The 22,782-nt window shown below is 66.2% G+C and carries 14 protein-coding genes and 1 pseudogene; 8 read left to right on the top strand and 7 right to left on the bottom strand.

What is annotated here, in order from left to right; translation table 11 throughout:
* Positions 1 to 99 precede the first annotated feature (99 nt).
* Positions 100 to 729 (bottom strand): thymidine kinase, encoded by a 630-nt coding sequence (locus tag ACCQ12_RS20020; protein ID WP_372382558.1) that lies wholly within the window; start codon positions 727 to 729, stop codon positions 100 to 102.
* Between the two features lie 212 nt (positions 730 to 941).
* Between ACCQ12_RS20020 and rep the strand changes: the two genes are divergently transcribed.
* The 3 genes and pseudogenes from rep to ACCQ12_RS20005 all read left to right on the top strand — a co-directional run.
* Positions 942 to 2,918: a DNA helicase Rep gene (rep, locus tag ACCQ12_RS20015; RefSeq protein ID WP_104581689.1), complete on the top strand. Its 1,977-nt coding sequence runs from the start codon at positions 942 to 944 to the stop codon at positions 2,916 to 2,918.
* A gap of 87 nt (positions 2,919 to 3,005) precedes the next feature.
* A complete protein-coding gene (locus ACCQ12_RS20010; RefSeq protein WP_047693879.1) occupies positions 3,006 to 3,557 on the top strand; it encodes a GNAT family N-acetyltransferase in 552 nt (183 codons plus the stop codon).
* 376 nt (positions 3,558 to 3,933) lie between these two features.
* Positions 3,934 to 4,008, top strand: a pseudogene (locus tag ACCQ12_RS20005) (DUF4272 domain-containing protein); the annotation flags it as partial.
* 157 nt (positions 4,009 to 4,165) lie between these two features.
* On the opposite strand, the gene ACCQ12_RS20000 reads toward ACCQ12_RS20005, so the two are convergent.
* Positions 4,166 to 4,834, bottom strand: coding sequence for a YceH family protein (locus tag ACCQ12_RS20000; protein WP_166752916.1), 669 nt, complete (start codon positions 4,832 to 4,834; stop codon positions 4,166 to 4,168).
* Between the two features lie 320 nt (positions 4,835 to 5,154).
* On the opposite strand from ACCQ12_RS20000, the gene ACCQ12_RS19995 reads away from it, so the two are divergent.
* Together ACCQ12_RS19995 and pyrF are read left to right on the top strand one after the other, a co-directional pair.
* Positions 5,155 to 6,114: an HAD family acid phosphatase gene (locus ACCQ12_RS19995; protein WP_338121489.1), complete on the top strand. Its 960-nt coding sequence runs from the start codon at positions 5,155 to 5,157 to the stop codon at positions 6,112 to 6,114.
* Positions 6,111 to 6,842 carry an orotidine-5'-phosphate decarboxylase gene (gene pyrF / locus ACCQ12_RS19990; protein ID WP_372382557.1) on the top strand — a complete coding sequence of 244 codons (732 nt, stop codon included), beginning with the start codon at positions 6,111 to 6,113 and terminating at the stop codon, positions 6,840 to 6,842. The genes ACCQ12_RS19995 and pyrF overlap by 4 nt, the downstream gene beginning before the upstream one ends.
* Before the next feature lie 296 nt (positions 6,843 to 7,138).
* Here pyrF and ACCQ12_RS19985 read toward each other — a convergent pair whose 3' ends face one another.
* The 4 genes from ACCQ12_RS19985 to ACCQ12_RS19970 all read right to left on the bottom strand — a co-directional run bounded on the left by ACCQ12_RS19985 (position 7,139) and on the right by ACCQ12_RS19970 (position 16,381).
* The gene (locus ACCQ12_RS19985) at positions 7,139 to 8,659 is read right to left on the bottom strand and encodes a tryptophan halogenase family protein (RefSeq protein WP_372382556.1); all 1,521 of its coding nucleotides are present in this window, start codon (positions 8,657 to 8,659) and stop codon (positions 7,139 to 7,141) included.
* A 105-nt stretch (positions 8,660 to 8,764) separates the two neighbouring features.
* Positions 8,765 to 11,800, bottom strand: a complete 3,036-nt coding sequence (locus tag ACCQ12_RS19980; protein ID WP_372382555.1) for a TonB-dependent receptor — start codon at positions 11,798 to 11,800, stop codon at positions 8,765 to 8,767.
* Positions 11,801 to 12,125: 325 nt separating this feature from the next.
* Positions 12,126 to 15,164, bottom strand: coding sequence for a TonB-dependent receptor (locus tag ACCQ12_RS19975; protein ID WP_184376282.1), 3,039 nt, complete (start codon positions 15,162 to 15,164; stop codon positions 12,126 to 12,128).
* Between the two features lie 164 nt (positions 15,165 to 15,328).
* The gene (locus ACCQ12_RS19970) at positions 15,329 to 16,381 is read right to left on the bottom strand and encodes a LacI family DNA-binding transcriptional regulator (RefSeq protein WP_047694035.1); all 1,053 of its coding nucleotides are present in this window, start codon (positions 16,379 to 16,381) and stop codon (positions 15,329 to 15,331) included.
* Between the two features lie 406 nt (positions 16,382 to 16,787).
* On the opposite strand from ACCQ12_RS19970, the gene ACCQ12_RS19965 reads away from it, so the two are divergent.
* From ACCQ12_RS19965 to ACCQ12_RS19955, 3 genes are all read left to right on the top strand, one after another.
* Positions 16,788 to 17,762, top strand: a complete 975-nt coding sequence (locus tag ACCQ12_RS19965) for a hypothetical protein (protein ID WP_184372370.1) — start codon at positions 16,788 to 16,790, stop codon at positions 17,760 to 17,762.
* Positions 17,762 to 20,425, top strand: coding sequence for a glycerol-3-phosphate 1-O-acyltransferase PlsB (gene plsB, locus ACCQ12_RS19960; RefSeq protein WP_372382554.1), 2,664 nt, complete (start codon positions 17,762 to 17,764; stop codon positions 20,423 to 20,425). Before ACCQ12_RS19965 ends, plsB begins: the two co-directional genes overlap by 1 nt.
* Positions 20,426 to 20,732: 307 nt before the next feature.
* A complete protein-coding gene (locus tag ACCQ12_RS19955) occupies positions 20,733 to 21,713 on the top strand; it encodes a zinc-binding dehydrogenase (protein WP_372382553.1) in 981 nt (326 codons plus the stop codon).
* Between the two features lie 771 nt (positions 21,714 to 22,484).
* On the opposite strand, the gene ACCQ12_RS19950 is transcribed toward ACCQ12_RS19955, so the two are convergent.
* Entirely contained in the window at positions 22,485 to 22,688 is a 204-nt protein-coding gene (locus tag ACCQ12_RS19950) for a YdcH family protein (RefSeq protein WP_039408929.1), read from the bottom strand.
* Positions 22,689 to 22,782 lie beyond the last annotated feature (94 nt).

Below are 22,782 nucleotides of genomic sequence, written 5' to 3'. Positions count from 1 at the left end.
AGTGAGGGCGTTGCATGCGCTGGAATCGATCGCTGTTGCCACTCCGGCGTCGATCCTGCGAAGGAGGGCCGAAGCGTCGAGGTCAGCCCTCGCCTACGTCTACGCAGACGGCAGCGGCAGGGCGATCTGCAGCGGGTCGATGCGGCCTTCGCCGCGCATGATCTTCTTGAACTCGGCGCGGCTGACCGACACATAGCGCTCGTTGCCGCCGATCTCCACCTGCGGGCCATCCTGCACGGCATGCCCTTGCGCATCCACGCGCACGGTCATGGTGGCCTTGCTGCCGCTATGGCAGATGGTCTTGATCTCTTCCAGTTCGTCGGCCCAGGCCAGCAGGAACTGGCTGCCTTCGAACAGCTCGCCGCGAAAGTCGGTGCGCAGGCCGTAGCACAGCACCGGGATGCGCAGGCGGTCGACCACTTCGCTCAGTTGCCAGACCTGTGCCCGGCTGAGGAATTGCGCTTCGTCCACCAGCACGCAGTGCAACGCGCCATCGTTGTGGATGTCGCGTTCGACCAGCTGTTGCAACTCGGTGTCGCGCTCGAAGATACGCCCGTCCGCGCGCAGGCCGATCCGCGAGGCGACCACGCCGCTGCCGGCGCGGTGGTCGAGCTTGGGGGTGAGGATCAGCGTGCGCATGCCGCGCTCGCGGTAGTTGTGCGCCGACTGCAGCAAGGTGGTGGTCTTGCCGGCATTCATCGCCGAATAGTAGAAGTAGAGCTTGGCCATCGGTCGATTTTACCGGGCCGGGCGGCTGATTGCGGGGCGCGTGCTGCCAGATGGCCATGCCGGGGCCTGCGCGCTGCCCAGCTTCAACGCCGCGCTGCGCGGCCCGCATCGCTGGCCCAGCGCGAACACGCGCCTGCCTGACCAGATGAACCCGTCGCGCCGGCCAGCGGCAGGCCGCCCCGGTACAATGGCGCGCTCTGTCGGAAGCTCCTATGCACGGTCTCAATCCCCCGCAAAGCGCTGCAGTGTTGCACTGCGAAGGTCCCTTGTTGGTGCTGGCCGGTGCCGGCAGCGGCAAGACGCGCGTGATCGTGGAGAAGATCGCCCACCTGATCGCCACCGGCCGCTATCCGGCCAAGCGTATCGCGGCGATCACCTTCACCAACAAGTCGGCCAAGGAAATGCGCGAGCGTGTGGCCAAACGCATCCGCGGCGATGGCGCCGATGGGCTGACCATCTGTACCTTCCATGCGCTGGGGCTGAAGTTCCTGCAGATCGAGCATGCGGCGGCCGGGTTGAAGCGCGGCTTTTCGATCTTCGATTCGGACGATGCCGCCGCCCAGATCAAGGACCTGATGCATGGCGCCAAGCCCGATGCGATCGAAGATGCCAAGAACCTGATCTCGCGCGCCAAGAATGCCGGCCTGTCGCCGGAACAGGCGATGGCAGCGGCGCGCAGCAACCGCGAGAAAGAAGCCGCCAGCTTGTATGAGCGCTACCAGGCGCGGCTGACCACCTTCAATGCGGTGGATTTCGATGACCTGATCCGCCTGCCGGTGCAGATCCTGGAAGCCAACGAAGAGATCGTGCTGGGCTGGCGCGAGCGCATCGGCTACCTGCTGGTGGACGAGTGCCAGGACACCAACGATGCGCAGTACCGGCTGCTCAAGATGCTGGCCGGGCCGCGCGGCAACTTCACCTGCGTGGGCGACGACGACCAGAGCATCTACGCCTGGCGCGGCGCCAACCCGGAAAACCTGCAGCAGATGGCGCGCGACTATCCGGCGCTGGAAATCATCAAGCTGGAGCAGAACTACCGTTGCTCCAACCGCGTGCTGCGCGCGGCCAATGCGTTGATCGCGCATAACCCGCACGAGCACTTGAAGACATTGTGGAGCGACCAGGCCGACGGCGAGCGCATCCGCGTGTGGGAGTGCCGCGACAGCGAGCACGAAGCGGAAAAGGTCGCGGCCGAGATTTCGTTCCTGGGCACGGCCAAGCAGGTGCCGTGGAGCGATTTCTGCATCCTGTTCCGTGGCAATTTCCAATCGCGGCCGCTGGAAAAAGCCTTGCAGCTGCTGCGCGTGCCGTACCACCTGACGGGTGGGACCGCATTTCTGGAGCGACAGGAGGTCAAGGACCTGCTGTCGTGGCTGCGCCTGATCGTCAACCCCGACGATGACGCGGCGTTTTTGCGGGCGGTGCAATCGCCCAAGCGCGAAGTGGGTGCCACCTCGCTGGCGCGCCTGGCGGAACTGGCCAGCGGCAAGTCGGTGCCGATGTCGCGCGCGGCCGAGTCGATGGGCGCGTTGCAGCATCTGCCGCCGCGTGCGGCCAACGGCCTGAGTGCCTTCACCGACATCCTGCGTGAGATGCGCGAGCATTCGACCAGGCTGCCAGCGGGGGAACTGGTACGCATGCTGGCCGACAAGTCTGGCCTGCTCAACGATCTGCGCAACCAGTCCAAGGACGAGACCGGCTTCCAGCGGCGCAAGCGCAATCTGGACGAGCTGGCCGAGTGGTTCGAAGGTGGTCCGCGCGGTGCGAGTGCCAGCGATCTGGCCGCGCAGCTGGCGCTGCTGTCGCGCAACGACAAGGACGATGGCGGCAACCAGGTGCGCATGATGACCATGCATGCGTCCAAGGGGCTGGAATTCCGCTACGTGTTCATCGTCGGCTGCGAGGACGGTGTGCTGCCGCACGAAGTGAGCCTTGAAGAAGGCAATCTGCAGGAAGAACGCCGCTTGCTGTATGTGGGTATCACCCGCGCCAAGGAACAGTTGTGGATGAGCCACAGCAAATTGACGCGCAAGTTCGGCGAGCATGTGCGGCTCAAGCCGAGCCGCTTCTTCGACGAGATTCCGGCCGAGGAATTGCAGCGCGACGGTGCCGACCCGGTGGCCGATGCCGAGCGCAAGAAGGAGCGCGCCAGCGCGGGGTTGGCCGCAATCCAGGCCTTGTTCGACTGACGCGTGGTGCGCGGTTGCACCGCAACCCGCAGCACGCATTGCATCGCTTGCCAGTGACGCGGCCGCACGGCAGTCTGGTTTCCCCCGATGCCGGAGTGCGCCGTGACCGTCGTGATCGAAACCCCGCGTCTGCGCTTGCGTCTGCTCGATCCCGAGCGCGACGCCGATGCGATGTTGGCGCTGGTCAACGACCCCGGATTTATCGCCGGCATCAACGACCGTGGCATCCGCACCCGCGAGCAGGCGCGAGCGCATCTGTGCGAATGGGCGCAGGCGCACCATGCGCGGTATGGGTTCGCGCACTGGGCAGTGGAAACGCGTGAGGATGCCGCGTTTATCGGTACGTTGGGGCTGTTGTGCCGCGATCCCTTGCCGGTACCGCATCTCGGTTTTGCGCTGTTGCCCGCGCACCGCGGCAAGGGCTATGTGACCGAGGCCGGGCGGGCGGTGCTCGAGCATGCGCGCGACGTGTTGGGACTGATGCAGCTGTGCGCAATCGTGTCGCCGGACAACGCCGCGTCGATCCGCGCGCTGGAGGCATTGGGCTTGCAACGCGAGGGCCTGCGGGTATTGAGTCCCGACACCCCTGCAGTGCTGTATTACGCAATCGATCTTGTGCCTGCCGGTAGGTCGGGCTGAGCGGCCAGCGATATCGGCTCATTCGCTGATGCAAGCGCGATGGCGTCTGATAGACGACTTCATGCGGTCCAATGCATGAGCAGCCGATCTCAGGTTCGGCTGCGGGGCCCTTGCCCGCCCACCCTCGCAGGACACGCTGCGAGTACATCCTTGTAAGCCCTGGCGCGGCATCCATGCCGCGCAAGGTCCCGCGACGGCGAGCGGGCAAGGACCAGTCGATTTGGTTGTTTCGCAGAGTTTGCAACGAGGCAGCCAGCATGCGGTCTGTCGCGGTGTTCTCTCCGATTGCGGGCCGTTCGCGGCATGGGTGCCGCCATCGAGTTTCTAGATGGGTTCACGGCGTGTCCCGCGGCCGGCATGCCGGGCGTGGCGTAACGAGCGGCATTACGCGCTCAACTGGCTGCTGCACTTCGAAGATGCCGAATGGGACGAGGTGGATACGCCGACCTGAGCCAGTGCTCCGATCCCGGCGCCCAAGCGCGGGTGTAGCGCCGGCAATGACGATGCGTTTCGTTAGCCGCCCTTGGCCTCGACCCAAGGCGAGAGGCGGCAGCGCTGCAGACCGGCCACAGCGCCGATATCACAGCTGTCGGCTGCCGACCATCGGATCAGGCGCCGGCCGCGTCCAGCCGCGCCTGCACCGCGGCCAGCGCCTCCTGCAGCTCGGCGACCGTGGCTTCCAGGGTCTGCACGCGCGCGTCCAGTTCGCTGGTGTCGCTGCCGCTGCGTGTGCTCGGTGCGGCACGCGCAGCGGCGGCCTGCAAGGCGTCGATATCCAGCTCGCCGCTGAGCAGATGCGCGTAGCGGTCTTCGCGCTGGCCGCTGGCGCGGGGCAGTTGCGCCGCCAGGCCGCGCTGGATCAAGCGGTCCAGGTGATGGCGCACGTCGTCGGCATCGTTGAAACGCGCCAGCCGCTCGCTGCGCGCAAACAGCTCGCCCAGCGTCTGTGGGCCGCGCAACAGCAGCAGGCCGATCAGGGCCACCTGTTGGCGGGTCAGGTCCAGCACATTGCCCAGGCGGTGTTCGTAGCGCTCGGCACGCGAAGAGAACTGCTGGCGCACCAGACCCAGGGTTTCCAGCTGGCGCAACGCGTGGTGCACCACCCCGGTCTGCAGGTTCAATACCGGCTCGCGCGCGGTCTTCTGGTTGGCGGCGACCTGGGCGGCGTTGACGGTGAGCGGATACGCATCCGGGGTGGTCGCTTCCTTTTCGATCAGACAGCCGAGCACGCGGGCCTGGGCGGTGTCGAGAACGGGCGGGGACGAGAGTTCGGTCATCGGTGACTCCGGGGCAATCAGCGCACAAGGATATGCCGATCTGCTGCCAGCGTTCTTTCGATGCGGCGAACATGCGCGGCGGCGGCAGCGAACTCCGGATGGCGCCGGTCTGCGTGGTGCGGCGAAACAGGCCTGCGCCTGCAGGAACAGGCGCAGGCCCGCATCCGCATGCGCATCGTGCCGAAACCCCGTCCGGCCAGGCTGCCCTACAAGCCGCGTCGCACGGGTGGCGCGCACGGCTCGCCTCCTGGCAGCGGCAACCGCGAGCGGACTGGCGCGAACCCGCTAAAATTGCGCGCTTCATTGCCGTTCCTGTTCTGGTGGATGCCATGCGCCCCTCGCTTTACGCACCGTTGTCCCTGCTCGCCTGCACCGCGCTGGCCCTGAGCGCCTGCAAGCCCGGCGACACGCAACCGGCCCAGCCTGCGCAGGCTGCCGCTGCAACCGCCCATGCCGATGCCAGCGCCGCGGTCACCAAGGCCGCAACGTCGGCGACCACCGCGCCGGCCGGCGACGACAACCTCAACGCGGTGCTGTGGATGCAGCGCTCGGAGGAATACCGCGCCGTGGCCGAGCAGACCTATCGCGCCGCCGCCGACAAGCTCGACACCGCGCTCAAACAGCCCAACTGGGATGCGCTGGTCCCGGAAGAGCGCGCCAACGCTGCCACCGGCCTGAAGCCGGCGGTGGTGCTGGATGTGGACGAGACCGTGCTGGATAACTCGCCCTACCAGGCACGCCTGCTGCGCGACGGCAAGGAATACGACGAGCTCAGTTGGGACCAGTGGGTGGCCGAGAAGAAGGCCACCGCGATCCCGGGGGTGGTGGATTTCGCCAAGGCCGCCAACGCCCGCGGCGTCACCCTGATCTACATTTCCAACCGCGCCGTGCACCTGAAGGACGCCACGCTGGCCAATCTGCGCAGCGTGGGGTTGCCGGTGGCCGACGACAGCGTGTTCCTGGGCCTGGGCACGGTGGTGCCCGGGTGCGAGCAGAACGGCAGCGAGAAGAATTGCCGCCGCCAGCTGGCCGGGCAGACGTACCGCGTGCTGATGCAGTTCGGTGACCAGCTGGGCGACTTCGTGCAGGTCAGCGCCAACACCGGGCAGGCGCGTGGCGCGCTGCTGCAGCAGTACCACGACTGGTTCGGCGAGCGCTGGTGGATGCTGCCCAACCCCAGCTACGGCGGCTGGGAGCCGGCGCAGTTCAACAACGATTATGCGCAACCCTGGAAAGCACGCCACGACGCCAAGCGCGCCGCATTGGAGATCGCCCGATGAACCGTCCCCCGTTAGCCCTGGCCGCGCACGAGCGGCTGATCTTTGCGCTGGACGTCCCCGGCCATGACGAGGCGATCGCCTGGGTGGACCGCCTGGGCGAGTCGGTGTCTTTCTACAAGATCGGCATGGAGCTGCTGGCGTCGGGCGAGTACTTCCATGTGCTCGATGCGCTGGCCAAGCGCAACAAGCGGGTGTTCGTGGACCTGAAGTTCTTCGACATCCCCGCCACGGTGGCCGGCACCATCCGCCGCCTGGCGCAGTGGCCGGTGAGCTATTGCACCGTGCACGGCTGGCATGCCGGCATGCTGCAAGCCGCCGCCGAAGCCAACCAGGGCGACATGCGCCTGCTGGCGGTGACCGTGCTGACCTCGATGGGCCGCCCGGACCTGGCGGCGATGGGCATCGACCGCGAGCCGGTGGAGGTGGTGGTGGAGCGCGCGCTGGCCGCCCAGGCCGCCGGCATCGATGGCGTCATTGCCTCCGGCCAGGAAGCGGGCCCGATCCGGCGCGCCACCGGCCCGGCATTCTCGATCGTCTGCCCCGGCATCCGCCCCGGCGGCCCGGTTGGCGATGACCAGCAACGTACCGTGGGCGTGGCCGAGGCCTTCACCGACGGCGCCGACGCGATCGTCGTCGGTCGGCCGATCCGCCTGGCGGTCGATCCGGCCGCCGCGGCGGCTGCGATGCAGGCCGAGATCCGTGCGGCGGTGGTGCAGCACAAGGACTGATCGCCCAGCTGTTGCTAGCGTCTAGCCAATAGAATCAAAGAGTTAAGCCATGAAAATTAAAGCATTGCTTTAATGTGAAAGTCTCGTTAACATGCCGGCGTCCGATGTCAGTCGGAAGCTGTGCCACTCATTGTCCACCGGGCTTGTCCCGGTTTTCGAAGGGATCGGGCCTTGTGCCCGATCCTTTTTTTTTTGCCCGCTGGATTGCCCGGCAGGCGCAGCGCCGCCTCTGCCTGGTGGTCTCCCGCCTGCCCGCCGCAGGAGTGCCTGCCTCGCCACCATCGCCTGGGCTCCGCTCAGCGTGTCGCGGGCGCCTTGCAGAAGCGGTCGATGAATTGCTGGTGGGTGGGCATCACGTCCACGCAGTGCGCGATGGTCTGCGCCACACTGGCCAGGAAGCCTTCGGCGTCGCGGTCGGGGACCTGGTCCACCAGTGGGTGATAGCCGGTCGGCACGATGCCTTGGCCGACCATTACCTGCACCCAGCTGATCTCGGCAAACATCTCCTCGGCATTGCGATAGAACCGCCCGCTGTCGAGGAACAGGTCCAGCGTGGCCTGAAGCTCCGGGGTGATCGGCATCTGGCGGCAATGCCGCCAGAACGCGCTGTCGTCGCGCTCGGTGGCGTGGTAGTGCAGCAACAGGAAATCGCGGATGCGGTCGAACTCGAATGCCAGCCGGTCGCTGTAGCGCTGCACCAGCACCGGGCTGATGCCCTCGCGCGGAAACAGCTCCAGCAACTTGGAAATGCCGGACTGGATGAGATGGATGCTGGTCGATTCCAGCGGCTCCAGAAAACCGCTGGCCAGGCCCAGCGCGACGACGTTGCGGTTCCAGCACTGCTTGCGCCGGCCGGTGGTAAAGCGCAGCGGGCGTGGGTCGGCCAGCGGCTTGCCATCCAGATTGGCCAGCAAGGTGGCGGCGGCTTCGTCGTCGCTGATGTGTGCGCTGCAATACACATAGCCGTTGCCGGTGCGGTGCTGCAGCGGAATGCGCCATTGCCAACCGGCCGCGCGCGCGGTGCAGCGCGTGTACGGTGTAGGTGGGCCGACCTTTTCGCAGGGCACCGCGAGCGCGCGATCGCAGGGCAGCCAGTGGGTGAAGTCGTGGTAGCCGGTGTGCAGCGCGTCTTCGATCAACAGCCCGCGAAAGCCCGAGCAATCGATAAACAGGTCGCCGGCGATTACCTGGCCCGACGCCAGGTGCAGCGCCACCACGTTGCCCGATTCCGGATGCAGCTGCACCTGCTCCACCATGCCTTCGATACGCGTGACGCCGCGTGCCTCGGCAAACCCGCGCAGGAAGCGCGCGTATAGCGCGGCATCGAAGTGATACGCGTAGGCGATATTGGCCAGCGGCGAATTGGCAGGCACATCGCCGGCCGAGGTCATGAACTTGCCGCGCACCGCGGCCACGGTGTTGAGCGTATAGGCGCCCAGCGGCTGCGCCTTGCCGCGCGCGTGCTGCTTGACCCAGTACTGGTGGAACGGCAGCAGCCCGAGCGGGTGGCCGATCTGGGTGCCGAAGCCATGGATGTATGAAGTGCCGGGGCGTTGCCAATCGACGAACTCGATACCGAGTTTGAAACTGCCCTGGGTCTGCCGCACGAACTCGGCCTCGTCGATACCGAGCAGGTTATTGAAGGCCTTGATATGCGGCACGGTGGCTTCGCCCACACCGACGGTGCCGAGCTGCTCGGATTCGATCAGCTGCACGTTGAAGGTGGGGCCAAGCACGCGCGCGAAGGCGGCAGCGGCCATCCAGCCGGCGGTGCCGCCGCCGACGATGACGATGTTGCGGAGTGGAGCGGGAATCATGTCTGCACGTTCCTGATCATTAGGGACGGACACACGAACGGGGCCAGTTGGCCCCGTCGCGAAGGACCACACGCGCAGCCGCACGCGTGTGGCGATGACGATCACTCAGAACTTGGCGCCGAGTTCCAACACCACGCTACGCGGCACATAGTTGATTTCGCCGCTGGTATTGATCGCGATGTCCGGATCAAACTGCCCATTGCTGCCGAAGCCGTTGTAGGCGTACGCACTGTAGTTCTTGAAGTTGAACGCGTTGAGCAGGTTCACGCGTGCCGACATCTTGAAGTCGCCAACCACGGTGAACTCCTTGGTGGCCTGGAAGTCCACCGTGCGGTAGCCCCAGATATCGCCGCCCACCAGGAACTTGCCGCTGCCCGGCGGCGTGACACCCACTTGCTGGCAGGTCGCCCCATCGGGATCGGTAAAGCCGAAGCAGGCAATCGTGTTGATCGGCTCGGGCGTTGCCAGCACCAACTTGGCGCCCAATGTCACCCCCCACGGGATATCGATCGAGCCAGAGGCCACGAAGCGATGCGCGGCCACCGCGTCGGACTTCACAAATGGATAGCCACGGATGGTCGCCTTGTCGAAGCCGTATGGCTCATCGATGTTGCGGTTCTGGCGCGCGCTGGTGTGGGTGTAGGACAAGGTCAGGCCCCAACCGGATTCTTTGGTGTAGGGCTTGTCGGCCGACAGCAGGACCTGGCTGTTGCGCTGTTCCAGACCATTGGTGCCCAGGATGGTGTTCTGGTAGCCCGGCACCGGTTCGCCCCACGGCACATTACCGTTCTGGAAGTACGAACCATCTGGATAACGGTTGATCAAGCCCATCGCAAAGCCGTCGTAGCTGAGGATGCGCTGGAAGGTGACATCGGTCAGCCACTCGCCCACCTGGTTGGTGATACCGATGCTGTACTGGTCGCTGTAGGGCGTCTTGAGCTTGTTGTTGAACATGAACAGCTCGGCGCTGCCGCTGACACCGGGAATGGTATTGAGCTGATCGATGCCGTTGAGATAGCGCGGGTCGAACGCAACGCAGGTGCGGTCGGCGCGATAGCACTGTTGGGTCGCGGGATTTTCGAAATACACCGCCACCGGCGACAACGCCGCCTTACTGGTTTCCAGTGCCAACTGCTCGAACAGGTTGCGGTCGTACGAGCGCGCCGCACCACCGTGCAGGATGGCGGCTTCGTCGCCGAAGAAGTCATACGAGAAGCCGAAGCGCGGCGCCCAGGCGTCCTTGAAGTTCTTGCGGTTGTTGCCGGTGCTGATGTAATCGGCCACGTTGATGCCGCTGGGCAGCAGGCGGTTGGCCCACGGCTGGCCCGGGTTTTCCGCATCGTTTGCGTACAACGCGTCCACGAAGGGCTGCGAGGTGACGAAGTCGGTGTAGGCCGGTGTGTCTTCGTAGTCGTAGCGCACGCCGATGTTGATCATCAGCTTGTCGGTGGCGGCCCAATCGTCCTGCAGGTAGATGCCGTACTGCTTGGACGGCGACACCACCGTCGCGCGCTGGCCGGGCGTGGTGTAGGGCGCCACGAAGTCGACGCGATATGGCGTAGCCTCCACGCTGCCACCGTTGACCCGATAGCTGAATTGCGGATTCACCGCCGCCGCATCCTGCGAGGTCAGCTCGACGTCCTTGTAGTTCACGCCCATCTTGATGGTGTGTTCGCCATGCCACTGGAAGCTGGTGAAGGTCAGATCGTTCTGGATGAACCAGCCCTTCTGACTCTTGCGCTGCGCATTGAGACCGCCCGCCGAGCCGGTGGTCAGGAAGGTGCGCTCATCGATATCGGCCGAGCCGGCGCGTGGCTGGAAATACTTGTAGACGATGCCGTTGCCAAGCGTGCGCGGGGTGGGGTTGTTCTCCGAGTTCTCGGTGCCGACGATGACCTCGTTGAACCAGTTGTCGGCGCTGTGCTGCCAACGCAGGTTGGTGCGCTTGTCCTTGTTGATCTTGTCGGTGGCCTGCGCCAGCGTGTTGGTGCCGCCCACGTTCGCGGTCTGGGTTTCATCGCGATAAATCGTGCTCAGCTCGATGCGATCGCGGTCGGTGGGCTCGAAATCGATCTTGCCGAAGAACAGGTCTTCTTCGAACGGCATGTTGGCCGGGCCGTACTGGCTGGCCAGGTTGGACGGCAGCTGGTTGACGAAGGCGGCTGCCTCGGCGCTCGGCTGCACGCTCTTGGGCGCCACGTTCTCCTTGCCTTCGTAGGCGACGAAGAAATGCATGCGGTCCTGGATGATAGGTCCGCCCAACGCAAACCCGTATTCCTTGGTCTGCGAATCGATCTTGCCGTTTTCTTCTTCGTCGGGCCGCTTGTCGCGCAGGTCCTGATCGGTGTAGCGGTAGAACACCTCGCCGTGCAACTCGTTGGTGCCGGACTTGGTGGCCGCAGTGATCGCCGCACCACTGATCTGGCCGTATTCGGCCTTGTAGTTGGAGGTGATCACCTTGTACTCGCCGATGGCGAGCTGCGGGAACGGGTTGCCCTGCGTATCGCTCTGGCCGGCAACGCCGCCGCTGCGCACGTAGCTCTTCTGGCCGACGCCATCGATGTACAGATTGCCGGCGCTGGCGTTGGATGCACCGCCGCGCAGCTTGGTGTTGCCGTTGCCGTCGACCTGAAACACCATGCCCGGCACGGTGTCGGCAAACTCCAGGAAGTTGCGCGTGGCCTGCGGCAACTGCTGGATCTGCCGCGCGGAAATGGTGTTACCCACCTCAGACGTCTTGACATCGCGAATCATCGGCGCGCTGACCGTGACCGTGTCCAGCGTGGTCGCAGCGCCTGCCGGCGCGGCAGGCGCGTCGTTGCCAAGATCCACCGTGGCACTGGAGGCCACCGACAAGGTCACCGTGCGGCTGATGCCGTTGGATTCGACCTTGTAGGTGCCCGGCTGCAGCCCGACGATGGTGTAGTTGCCGTTCGCATTGACCGGTGCGCGTCGCACCGAGCCGGTGGCGACATTGGTGACGACCACTTCGCTGCCGCTCTGCGCGGAGGCGACCTGGCCGCGCAAGGTAGCGTTGCTGGACTGGGCCATGGCCGGGGTGGTGGCGAACAACGAAGCGGCCAGGGCGCAGCACAACAGGCTGCGCGCCGGCAGGGTGGAGACGGTACGGTGGGTCTTCATGACTTTCCCCCTCCCAGGGGTAAAGCGCGACGCAGTGGAGTGACTGGCGCGTTGGGTTGGTGCTTTTGGGGTGAAACACGGAACGGCAGGCAACAACAGCCGCAATGGCTGCAAGAACGACAAAGGTCTGCGGTGACGGGCGGCTGCTCCTTCAGGCACGGGTCGAGACGGGTGAACACTGGCGGCGCGTGGCCGATGCAGCGCATCGGCGTTCAACAGGCAATGCACACGCTGGCGATGCGCCGGCGTGCGTCCATGTGCGCTGCCAGCACGGGCGATCGCCGGTTGCTGGCGCCGCAGGCCGAGCTGGCGTTTTCTTATCGAATTACCAGATGATGCGCGCGCTCAGGAACAGCGTGCGCGGCGGCGTGGACAGCGCGCCGTACTGGTTGATGCTGGCGCGCGGGCTGAACACCCCGCCGTTGCCCCAGTCGATGGCGTACTGATCGTAGTTGCGGAAGTTCAGCGCATTGATCAGATCGCCGCGCACCTGCACGGTGAGCGCATCGGTGACATGCATGTCCTTGGACAGCGACAGATCCAGCTGCCGCGTGCCGAAGATGTCGCCACCGGCCAGGAACTTGCCGCCCGGCGCATCCACCGAGACGATGCGGATATTGTCCGACGGCGGGCCACCGTACTGATCGAAGGAGACCGCTTCGTTACGCGGCGGCACCGTGGCCAGGGTCAGCTTGGCCGAGGCGCTGATGCCCCAGAACAGGTCGTAGATGCCGGTGACCACCAGGCGATGGCGCGGCACCGAGTTCAGGTCCAGGAACGGATAGCTGGCGATGGTGGCCGCATCGAATCCGTACTGCTCGTCGTTGCCGCGATTGCCGCGTGCGCGCGAGAACGTGTACGCCGCGGTCAGGCCCCAGCCGCTTTCCTTGGTGTAGGCCTTGTCGGTGGACAACAGCAACTGCGTGGTCTTGGTCTCCACACCATTGTTGCCGATGATCAGGTTGCCGAACCCCGCCGGTGACTGGGTCCACGGCTGTCCGCCATTCTGGAAGAAATCGCCATTGGGATAGCGGTTGCCCAGGGTCAGGATCAAACCGTCCTTGCTGTGGATATACGACACCGTGCCCGAGTTGCTCCACTCGCCCACGCGCGTGCGCAGGCCGATGGAATACTGGTCCGAATACGGCGTCTTCAGATCGTTGTTGAGCAGGTCGATCTCGCCATTGCGCACGCGCGCATTGACCAGGCCGCCCAGGCTGTCCGGATTGCTGACAAAGGCCGGATTGAAGTTGGTGCAGGTGCCCGGCGCCGGCGTGCAGCCGGAGGATTCGACAAAGCGGATGGTGTACTGCGACAGCGCCGACTTGACCTGTTCCAGGCCCATGATGTCGAACAGGTTGCGGTCGTAGCTGCGCCCGGCACCGCCGAACAGCACCAGCGATTCGTCGCCGCGGAAGTCATAGGAGAACCCCAGACGCGGTGCGAAGTTGTTGTTGTCCTGTTTGCGATTGCGGCCGTTGCTGATGTAGTCGTTGATATCGACGCCGCCCTTGGCCAGCTGCTCGGCATAGGTGGCGCTGACCGCCGGGTCGGTGCCGGGGCCGTTCAAGGCGGCGATCACTTCCGGCGGGGTCACGTTGTCCAGGTAAGACGGAATCTTTTCGCCATCCCAGCGCACGCCCAGATTCAACTGCAGCTTGTCGTTGACGTCCCAATCGTCCTGGATGTACAGGCCCAGCTGCTTGCTGGTGGTGGTCACCGACGGCGCGGCGCCGGCAAACGGCAGATTGAAGCGGACCTGGTACGGAATGGGCGCGGTCCCCGCGCCATCGTTCACCGCGTAGTAGAACGACGGATTGGCCGCAGAGTTCTCGCTCTGGGTCAGCTCCACTTCCTTGTACTTCACGCCCATCTTGATGACGTGGTTGCCATGCCACTCGATGTTGTTGAAGGTCAGGTCGTTCTGGAAGCTGGGGCCCTTCTGTCCCTTGCGCTGGATCGCCAGGCCACTGGTGGCGTCGTCGTTGAGCAGCACGTCGTCTTCGGCGATGCCGCGCGTGTACACGGTCTGGCTGCCGATGGTGTAGGCGGTAGGGTTGAACAGCACGTCTTCGTACGACAGCCGTGCCTCGTTGATGTAGCGCTCGCCGAAGTGCTGCCAACGCAGGTCGTAGCGCTCTTCGGAATTGAGGTTGATCTTGGCGGCGATGGCGGTGTTCTGGTCGCCAACGCTGTCGCGGCTTTCTTCGTCGCGGACCTTGGCGGTAAGCTCCAGGCGGTCGTTGTCGCCGATGTCCCAATCGATCTTGCCGAAGTACAGGTCTTCCTTGAACGGACGGGTGACCGAGCCCAGGCGGCTCTGCACGCCGGCCGGCAGATCGTCGCTCAGTGCGCTGAAACGGTCCGGCACCGCGACCGGGTTGGCCGACACCTCAAAGCCCTTGCCTTCGTAGCTGACGAAGAAGTGCGCCTTGTCCTTGACGATCGGCCCGCTGAACGCCGCACCGTATTCGTCCTGGTGCGTCTGGCGCTTGTTGCCATCGGCATTGGGCGCGCCGGCGCGTTCGTCGGCCTGGCGCGCGCGGAAATCCGTATTGGTGGTGCGCCCGAAGATCTCGCCATGGAATTCGTTGCCACCGGACTTGGTGGACGCCACGATCGCCGCCGACCCCACCTGGTCGAACTCGGCCTTGTAGTTGGAGGTGATGACCTTGTATTCGCCGATCGCCAGCTGCGGGAACGGGTTGCCCGCGCTCTGCTGCTGGCCGGAGACGCCACCGAACAGATAGCTCTTCTGGCCCACGCCGTCGATGTACACATTGACCGCCGAACTGGCCTGCGCGCCGCCGCGCACCCGGCTGTTGCCGTTGGAGTCGGTCTCGAACTGCATGCCCGGGACGGTGTCGGCAAACTCCAGGAAGTTGCGCGTCAGCTGCGGCACCGTGTTGATCTGCTTGAGCGAGATGGTGGTGCCGACTTCGGAGGTCTTGACCTCCTGCAACGTGGTGGCGGTGACCTTGACCGTGTCCAGGGTGGTGGCCGTGCCATCGGCGGCCGGTGCGGCCGCCTCACCGCCGCTACCCAGGTTCAGGCTGACCGACGAGGCCACCGACAGGGTCACCGTCTGCTCGGTGCCGGGACCGGCATCGACCTTGTAGGTGCCCGGCGGCAGGCCGACCAACGCATAGCTGCCGTCCGCACCCGTGGTCACCCGTCGCACCGCGCCGCTGGTGACATTGGTGGCGGTCACGGTGGTGCCGGCCTGCGACGCGGCCACCTGCCCGCGCAACGTGGCATTGCTGGACTGGGCCATGGCCGGAGCGGCGGCCAGCAACGAAGCGGCCAGGGCGCAGCACAGCAGGCTGCGCGCCGGCAGGGTGGAAACGGTACGGTAGGTCTTCATGACGTCCCCCTCCCAGGGGTCAGGCGCGTACCGGCGGAGATGGTCGGCGTGGCGCGGATGGTGCGTTGTTTCAACGACGGCAGAACAGCGGCAGGCAACGGACAGGCGTTATAAAAAGCATAAGAAAGCGCAAAGATTTCGTGAAGATGCGATGGAGTGCCGGATCAGCCGCCGGGCGAGCCGCGCGCGGCGCTGGACGCGCGCACGATCAGCTCCGGCACCATTTCCGAAAACGCCGGAGGTGCAGCGTCGGCAGGCGGCGCGGGCGCATCCACCAACTGCTGGCCCAGCAGCAGGCGCAAGGCACGCGCACCCAGACCGGCGATGTCCACCCGCATGGTGGTCAGCGCCGGCAACACGTAGCGTGCCATCGGCACATCGTCGAACCCGGCCAGCGCGATGTCCTGCGGCACCTTCAGCCCGGCATGGCCCAGCGCGAACAGGCAGCCCAGCGCCATCATGTCGTTGGCGGCGAACACCGCGTCGGGGCGCGCGTCCTGCGCCAGCGCCTGGCCGGCGCGGTACCCGGACTCCTCATCGAAGTTGCCCGGCAACACCCACGGCTGCGCGTCCGCATCCAGCGCCAGCTCGTCGCGGTAGCCGCGCAGACGCTCGTGCGCATCGAAGTTGTCGGCCGGCCCGGCGATGAAGGCGATGCGGCGGTGGCCGCTGTCACGCAGATGCCGCGTCATCACCCGCGCACCGCCGTAGTTGTCCACATTGAGCACCGGCCGCTGGCTGGCGCTGCCGGCGCAGTTGAGCAGCACCGCCGGCAGCCCGCCGGGCAGCGCGTCCTCGTGCACGCCGGTGTCGCCCAGCGAGGGCGACATCACCACCACTCCGTCCACGCGCCCGGGCAGGCGCTCCAGCGCCCGTCGCTGCGCCTGCGGGTCGCCGTGCGAGCTGGACACCAGCAGGTGATACCCCTGGTCGCGCGCCACCTGGTCGATGCCGCGGATCAATTCGGAAAAGAACTCGCCGTGCAGGTCCGGCAGCACCACCCCGATGGTGTGGGTGCGCCGGCTGCTGAGGCTGCGCGCAGCGTGGTGCGGGATGTAATTGAGCGCACGCGCCACCTGCAGCACGCGCTCGCGCACCGACTCGGCCACGTGCTGATGGCCGTTCATGGTGCGCGACACCGTGGCCACCGACACCTGCGCCTGGCGCGCGACATCCTTGATGGTGACGCTGCCGCCTTCCGAACGTGGCCGACTCATGGCGCTTTCTCCAAAACAAGGCAGTGGCGACCACGCGCCCGGGCAGGGCGCACGGCCTGCGGGCGCAGAACGTTCGTGTCGCACAGGCACATGAAGGTCATCGGCCCCATCCGATGGCGACCTCGAAGCGAGATGGCGCGCACGCTAGCAGGATCTGCAAGCGCTTACATGATGCGATGCAGCATCGGGCCAAACATCGCTGGGACAAGGGCTGCGACCTGGTGAGTGGACAAATTTGTCCGGCGAGACAACGCGCGTCAACGGTAGACACCGACTGACAACGCCTGGGTAGCGACGAAAACGTAACATCTTTGGCCCATACCGTGGCGCACGGTGTGAAGCGCGCCTTGCCGCCGGTGCATTCAGACAGCAAGATGCGCCGATCGATCAGGGGAACAGCGTGCGCATGTCGCCATCTACCGTCCGCGCCGGCCGGTTCCAGTTCATTGCGTGGGGGCTGCTGGCGGCACTGTGCGTGGGAGGCTGCCAGCGCACCGACACCGCCGCGCCGTTGCCCGGCGCCAAGGCCGAGCCGGCCGCCGCGATGCAGTCGATGACCCTGCCGCTGCGGCGTAACGACCTGGTTGCCTATGCGCGCATCCGGGTTACCCCCGCGCAGTACACGCAACTGGAAGCGGCCTGGCGCAGCGGTGCCAGCCGGTGGCCGTTGACCGAGTTGCCGCTGCCCAACGAGGTGGGCGCCTTGCTGGGGTCGCTGTCGGCCCCGGACGCCGAGCGCCGCCTGCAGCAGGCCTTCGATGCGCAGCTGGCCGGGCAGTCGCGGGGCATTGCCCAGGCCGCGCAATCGCTGGGCCAGTTCGGCGTGCAGTACCTGCGCAGTCGCAACGACTACCAGCCCGAGCAGCGTGCCCACTATGTGCAGCTGGTCGATGCGCTCAGCGCCTGGGCCGCCACCGCGCCGCTGGCCGACCGCCCGCGTGCCAAGGCCAGCATCGCCGATCTGGTGACCGCCGCGCGTGCCACCGGCATTACCTCCGACGCCGACCTGCAGCAGCTGGGCATGGAAGAAAGCCTGCGCCGGCTCGGGCCGTTTTGGGAAACCTGCAAGAAGGTGCTGGAGCGTTACGGCCTGTCGATCGACAGCAGCCTGGACGCACTGCGTACCGGCTTGATCAAGCAGGACGCCGACACCGCCCAGGTCCGGCTGCGCTATCCGCTGGCCGCCCACGACATCGATCTGAGCGTTGCGCTGATCAAGCGCGATGGCCATTGGTACCAGCAGCAGACCCAGGACGAGGTGCAGGCCGTGCTCAGTGCCGCGCCGGCACCGGCCTTGCCGGGCGCCGCGCCGGCGTCCGATACTCCGGCGGTCCCGCCCGCCACGCCCGCCGACACCGGGCAACGCCCGGCTGGGCGATAATGCCCGTGATGCCAGAACAGAATCCCCTGCCGTTTCCTGACGGCCAGCCCGCTCCCTCCAACGCTGCCGCCGACCCCGCTGCCCAGGCGGCGTTACCGGTTGCCGCGCCGCTGCCTGCGGAGGTCGCGCCGGCGATCGCGCCCGGCGTTGCCACTGCCCGTAGCGCCAAGCGCCCGTGGTGGGCGCGCTTGCTCGGCCGGCTGGCCGACCCCTGGCTGAGCCTGACCATCGAGCCGGATCAACCCGGCCGCTACGACGATGGCCGCCCGGTGGTGTACGTGCTGGAAGACTACGGCCTGTCCAACGCGCTGATCCTGGACAAGGCCTGCCGCGAAGTGGGCCTGCCGTCGCCGCTGGTGCCGTTGCCGGGCGACCCGCTGGAGCGCAAGCGCGCGTATCTGGCCCTGTCGCGCCGCAGCAGCAGCAATTCGCTGATTCCCGAGCAGCGCGGCGGCAAGACCCATTCCGATTCGCTGGCCAAGTTGCTGCAGGCCCACCGCGTGCGCGCCGACCTGGACGTGCATCTGGTGCCGGTGTCGATCTTCGTCGGCCGCGCGCCGGACAAGCAGAGCGGCTGGTTCGCGGTGCTGTTCTCGGAAAACTGGGCGCTGGTCGGCCGCTTCCGCCGCCTGCTGTCGGTGCTGCTCAACGGCCGTACCACCATCGTGCGGTTTGCCCCGCCGATCTCGCTGCGCCAGACCATGGCCGAAGGGCTGCCGCCCGAGCGCACCTTGCGCAAGCTGCAGCGCGTATTGCGCACGCACTTCCGGCGCATCCGCGAGGCGGTGATCGGGCCGGACCTGTCCACCCGCCGCCTGCTGGTGGACCAGGTGCTGGCCGCCGATTCGGTGCGCGAGGCCATCGCCACCCAGGCCAAGCGCGACAACTCCAAGCCGGTCGATGCCTGGCGCAAGGCGCATGCCTATGCCTGGGAAATCGCCGCCGACTATTCCAGCCCGGTGGTGCGTTCGGCCAGCTTCCTGCTCACCCACGTATGGAACCGCATCTACGCCGGCGTGCTGGTGCACCACCTGGACAAGCTCAAGCAGGCCGCGCCCGGGCATGAAGTGGTCTACGTGCCCAGCCACCGCAGCCACATGGACTACCTGCTGCTGAGCTACCTGCTGTACGAACGCGGCATCGTGCCGCCGCACATCGTGGCCGGCATCAACCTCAACCTGCCGGTGGTCGGCACGCTGCTGCGCAAGGGCGGTGCGTTCTTCATCCGCCGCTCGATCAAGGGCAATGCGCTGTATTCGGCAGTGCTCAGCGAATACGTCGCGCAGCTGGTGGCTGGCGGGTACTCGATCGAATACTTTGTCGAAGGCGGGCGTTCGCGCACCGGGCGGTTGCTGCAGCCCAAGGGCGGCATGATCGCGATGACGCTGCGCGCCTACCTGCGCCAGCCGCGCAAGCCGGTGCTGTTCCAGCCGGTGTACATCGGCTACGAGAAGCTGATGGAAGGCAACAGTTACCTGGACGAACTCACCGGCCGGCCCAAGGAAAAGGAATCCATCTGGGGCCTGCTGTGGTCCATCCCCAAGGTGCTCAAGCAGAACTACGGCCAGGTGGTGGTGAACTTCGGCGAGCCGATCGCGCTCAACGACGTGCTGGCCAAGCACGCGCCCGATTGGGACGGCCAGCCGCTGCCGGAAGACGAAAAACCCACCTGGCTGGCACCGGCGGTGGACACGCTGTCCACCCAGATCCAGACCCGCATCAACTGCGCCGCCGACGTCAACCCGATCAACCTGCTGGCGCTGGCGCTGCTGTCCACGCCCAAGCACGCGATGGGCGAAGCCGACCTGATCGCGCAGATCGAGTTGTGCAAGAAGCTGCTGGCCGAAATGCCGTACTCGGACCGCGTTACCGTCACCCCGCACACCCCGGCGCGCATCATCACCCACGCCGAAGAGATCAACGTGCTTACGCGCGTGTCGCATCCGCTGGGCGATGTGCTGAGCGTCAGCGGCGACACCGCGGTGTTGCTGAGCTACTTCCGCAACAACGTGCTGCACCTGTTTACCGCCTCCTCGTGGGTGGCGTGCTGCTTCCAGAACAACCGCCGCATGAGCCGTGCCGGTCTGTTGCGGCTGGGGCGTACGGTGTACCCGTTCCTGCAGGCCGAGTTGTTCCTGCCGTGGAGCGAAGACCGCTTTGCCGAACGCATCGAACAGACCATCGACATGTTCGTGCGCGAAGGCCTGCTGCTCAACGTCACCGACGACGACGGCGGCATCCTGGCGCGCAACACCGGGCAGACCGACGAAGTGTTCCGTCTGCGTGCGATCGGTCATTCGCTGCAACAGGCCTTCGAGCGCTATTACATCGCCATCTCGGTGCTGGTGAAGAACGGCCCCGGCGTGCTCGGTGCCGGCGAACTGGAAAGCCTGTGCCAACAGGCCGCGCAACGCCTGAGCCTGTTGTACGCACCGGCCGCGCCGGAATTCTTCGACAAGACGCTGTTCCGCAGCTTCATCCAGAAACTGCGCGAGTTGCGTCTGGTGTGGCCGGACGAGAACAGCAAGTTGGTGTTCGACGAGCGCCTGGATGCCTGGGCCAAGGATGCCAAGTTCATCCTGGGCCGCGAGCTGCGCCACACCATCGAGCGGGTCAGCCCCGAAGCGGTCAAGCCGGATGTGGTGCTGCCACCGGCTGAGTAACGGGGCGTTGCAGCGGGGCGGCAGCAGGGCAGCGGCGGAGCAAAGCGGCGCTGCCCGACGCCGACGACGCTCCCTTCTCTCTTCGGGAGAAGGTGCCTGAAGGGCGGATGAGGGCCGGTCAGCAAGCAAATGACCCAGCTCCGCCCTCAACCAGATCCACCGCTGGCGCGCTGCACAAGTCTCACCAACTTCACACAACGGTTCTGCCCGCTTCATCCCTCTCTTGCAGCCGTGCCGCTAGCATCGCGCTACCTTTCATAGTGATCGGGCGCGTTGCACTGATGGGCGTGCCCGGCAGGAGACTTTCATGCGCGCAGCCATCCACACCCAGTTCGGCGACCCGGCCGAGGTGCTTGAACTCGCAGAACGCCCCACGCCGCAGCCAGGCAAGGGCCAGGTCCGCATTGCGATGCGGCGCTCGCCAATCCACAACCACGACCTGTGGACGGTGCGCGGCAACTACGGCTACAAGCCCGAACTCCCGGCGATCGGCGGCAGCGAAGCGGCCGGCGTGATCGACGCACTCGGCGAAGGCGTTGAAGGCCTGCAGGTTGGCCAGCGCGTGGTTGCGGCCGGCGTGCACGAAAGCTGGGCGGAGTTCTTTCTGGCCGATGCAAGCGGCGTTGTCCCGCTGCCCGACGCACTAGACGACGATCGCGGCTGCCAGCTGATCGCCATGCCGCTGAGCGCGTTGATGTTGATCGAGTTTTTGCAGGTCGAAAAAGGCGACTGGATCGTGCAGAACACCGCCAACGGCGCGGTCGGCAAGACGGTCGCCATGCTCGCTGCGGCGCGCGGCATCAACGTGATCAATCTGGTGCGTCGCGATGCCGGCGTGGATGAACTGAAGGCGCTGGGCATCGGGAACGCGGTGTCGACTGCGCAGGACGGTTGGCGAGACACCGTTCGCGCGCTGGCCGGCGACGCGCCCATCGTGCGCGCCATCGACTCGGTCGCCGGCAAGGCGGCAGGCGAGCTGATGGGCCTGCTGGCCGAAGGCGGCGAGCTGATTTCCTTCGGCTCGATGACCGGCGAACCGCTGCAGATTTCCAGCGGCGATGTCATCTTCAAGCAGGCCACGGTCCGCGGCTTCTGGGGCAGCAAGGTCATGCAGGCCACCAAACCCGAGGACAAGCGCCGCATGATCGGCGAACTGCTCAAGGCCGCTGTCGACGGTACGCTGGCACTGCCGGTGGAGGCCGTGTTCGACCTGGCCGATGCGGCCAAGGCAGCCGCCGCCAGCGCCGAGCCGGGACGCGGCGGCAAGATCCTGTTGCGCGCCGGCTGAGCAGCCGCACACGGTAGTCCAATAGTTCTCCCTTCTCCCGCTTGCGGGGGAAGGTGCCCGAAGGGCGGATGGGGGAAAGCGGCGTCGCCCAGACAGACGCACGTCGTGCATCGCCAGGCGCCAACCAAGGCGCGGCGGCAAGATCCGGTTGCGCGCCGGCTGCGCAACCGCACACGCTAGTCCAATAGTCCTCCCTTCTCCCGCCTGCGGGGGAAGGTGCCCGAAGGGCGGATGGGGGAACGCGGCGTCGCCCAAACAGATGCACGTCGCGCATCGCCAGGCGCAAACCAAGGCGCGGCGGCAAGATCCTGATGCGCGCCGGCTGCACACCCGCACACGCTAGTCCAATAGTCCTCCCTTCTCCCGCCTGCGGGGAAGGTGCCCGAAGGGCGGATGGGGGAACGCGGCGTCGCCCAAACAGATGCACGTCGCGCATCGCCAGGCGCAAACCAAGGCGCGGCGGCAAGATCCTGATGCACGCCGGCTGCGCACCCGCACACGCTAGTCCAATGGTCCTCCCTTCTCCCGCTTGCGGGGGAAGGTGCCCGAAGGGCGGATGGGGGAAACGCGGCGTCGCCCAAGCAGACGCACGTCGCGAATCGCCAATCAGCCCGCCACAGCCGCAAGGCAGCGCCCCATGGGTCCATGCCGTTACCCTGCCGACGACGCACGCCTGTATACCGCAGTTCAGTCGGGCGTCCCGCACGGGGTCAGGCGGTCACCCCGCCAAGCGCACGCACGCAAACAACCAGACCCAAGCGCAAGGCGGCCTTATGCCGGCTCGTCGGGCACCAGCTCCATTTCCAGCCGGATGATGCAGTCCTTGATCTGCAGCTTGCGCTTCTTCAACCGCTTCATCTGCAGCTCGTCTTCCAGATTTGCAGGCATGCGCTGGATCTCCTCGTCCAACGCGCGGTGGGCGCGTCGCAACTCGGCGATCTGCTCGACGATCTCGGCGGGTAAGAGGGTGTCCACGCCCCGAGCATACACAACCTGCGGCGACGCGCGTCACCCGCGCTTGCCAAGCGGCTGCAGGCTGCGACAATGCCCGCGCGCCCTCGGGGAAACG

It is taken from the genome of Xanthomonas sp. NCPPB 1068 (genome assembly GCF_041479385.2).
GTDB classification, from domain to species: domain Bacteria; phylum Pseudomonadota; class Gammaproteobacteria; order Xanthomonadales; family Xanthomonadaceae; genus Xanthomonas; species Xanthomonas cannabis.
This window is presented reverse-complemented; position numbering and strand designations above follow the sequence as displayed.

Coding starts and splice junctions, on each gene's coding strand:
- ACCQ12_RS19980 (WP_372382555.1), bottom strand. CDS start 11,800: ATGAAGACCCACCGTACCGTCTCCACCCTGCCGGCGCGCAGCCTGTTG.
- ACCQ12_RS19955 (WP_372382553.1), top strand. CDS start 20,733: ATGCGCGCAGCCATCCACACCCAGTTCGGCGACCCGGCCGAGGTGCTT.
- ACCQ12_RS19970 (WP_047694035.1), bottom strand. CDS start 16,381: ATGAGTCGGCCACGTTCGGAAGGCGGCAGCGTCACCATCAAGGATGTC.
- plsB (WP_372382554.1), top strand. CDS start 17,762: ATGCCCGTGATGCCAGAACAGAATCCCCTGCCGTTTCCTGACGGCCAG.
- ACCQ12_RS19975 (WP_184376282.1), bottom strand. CDS start 15,164: ATGAAGACCTACCGTACCGTTTCCACCCTGCCGGCGCGCAGCCTGCTG.
- rep (WP_104581689.1), top strand. CDS start 942: ATGCACGGTCTCAATCCCCCGCAAAGCGCTGCAGTGTTGCACTGCGAA.
- ACCQ12_RS19965 (WP_184372370.1), top strand. CDS start 16,788: ATGTCGCCATCTACCGTCCGCGCCGGCCGGTTCCAGTTCATTGCGTGG.
- pyrF (WP_372382557.1), top strand. CDS start 6,111: ATGAACCGTCCCCCGTTAGCCCTGGCCGCGCACGAGCGGCTGATCTTT.
- ACCQ12_RS19985 (WP_372382556.1), bottom strand. CDS start 8,659: ATGATTCCCGCTCCACTCCGCAACATCGTCATCGTCGGCGGCGGCACC.
- ACCQ12_RS20000 (WP_166752916.1), bottom strand. CDS start 4,834: ATGACCGAACTCTCGTCCCCGCCCGTTCTCGACACCGCCCAGGCCCGC.
- ACCQ12_RS20010 (WP_047693879.1), top strand. CDS start 3,006: ATGCCGGAGTGCGCCGTGACCGTCGTGATCGAAACCCCGCGTCTGCGC.
- ACCQ12_RS20020 (WP_372382558.1), bottom strand. CDS start 729: ATGGCCAAGCTCTACTTCTACTATTCGGCGATGAATGCCGGCAAGACC.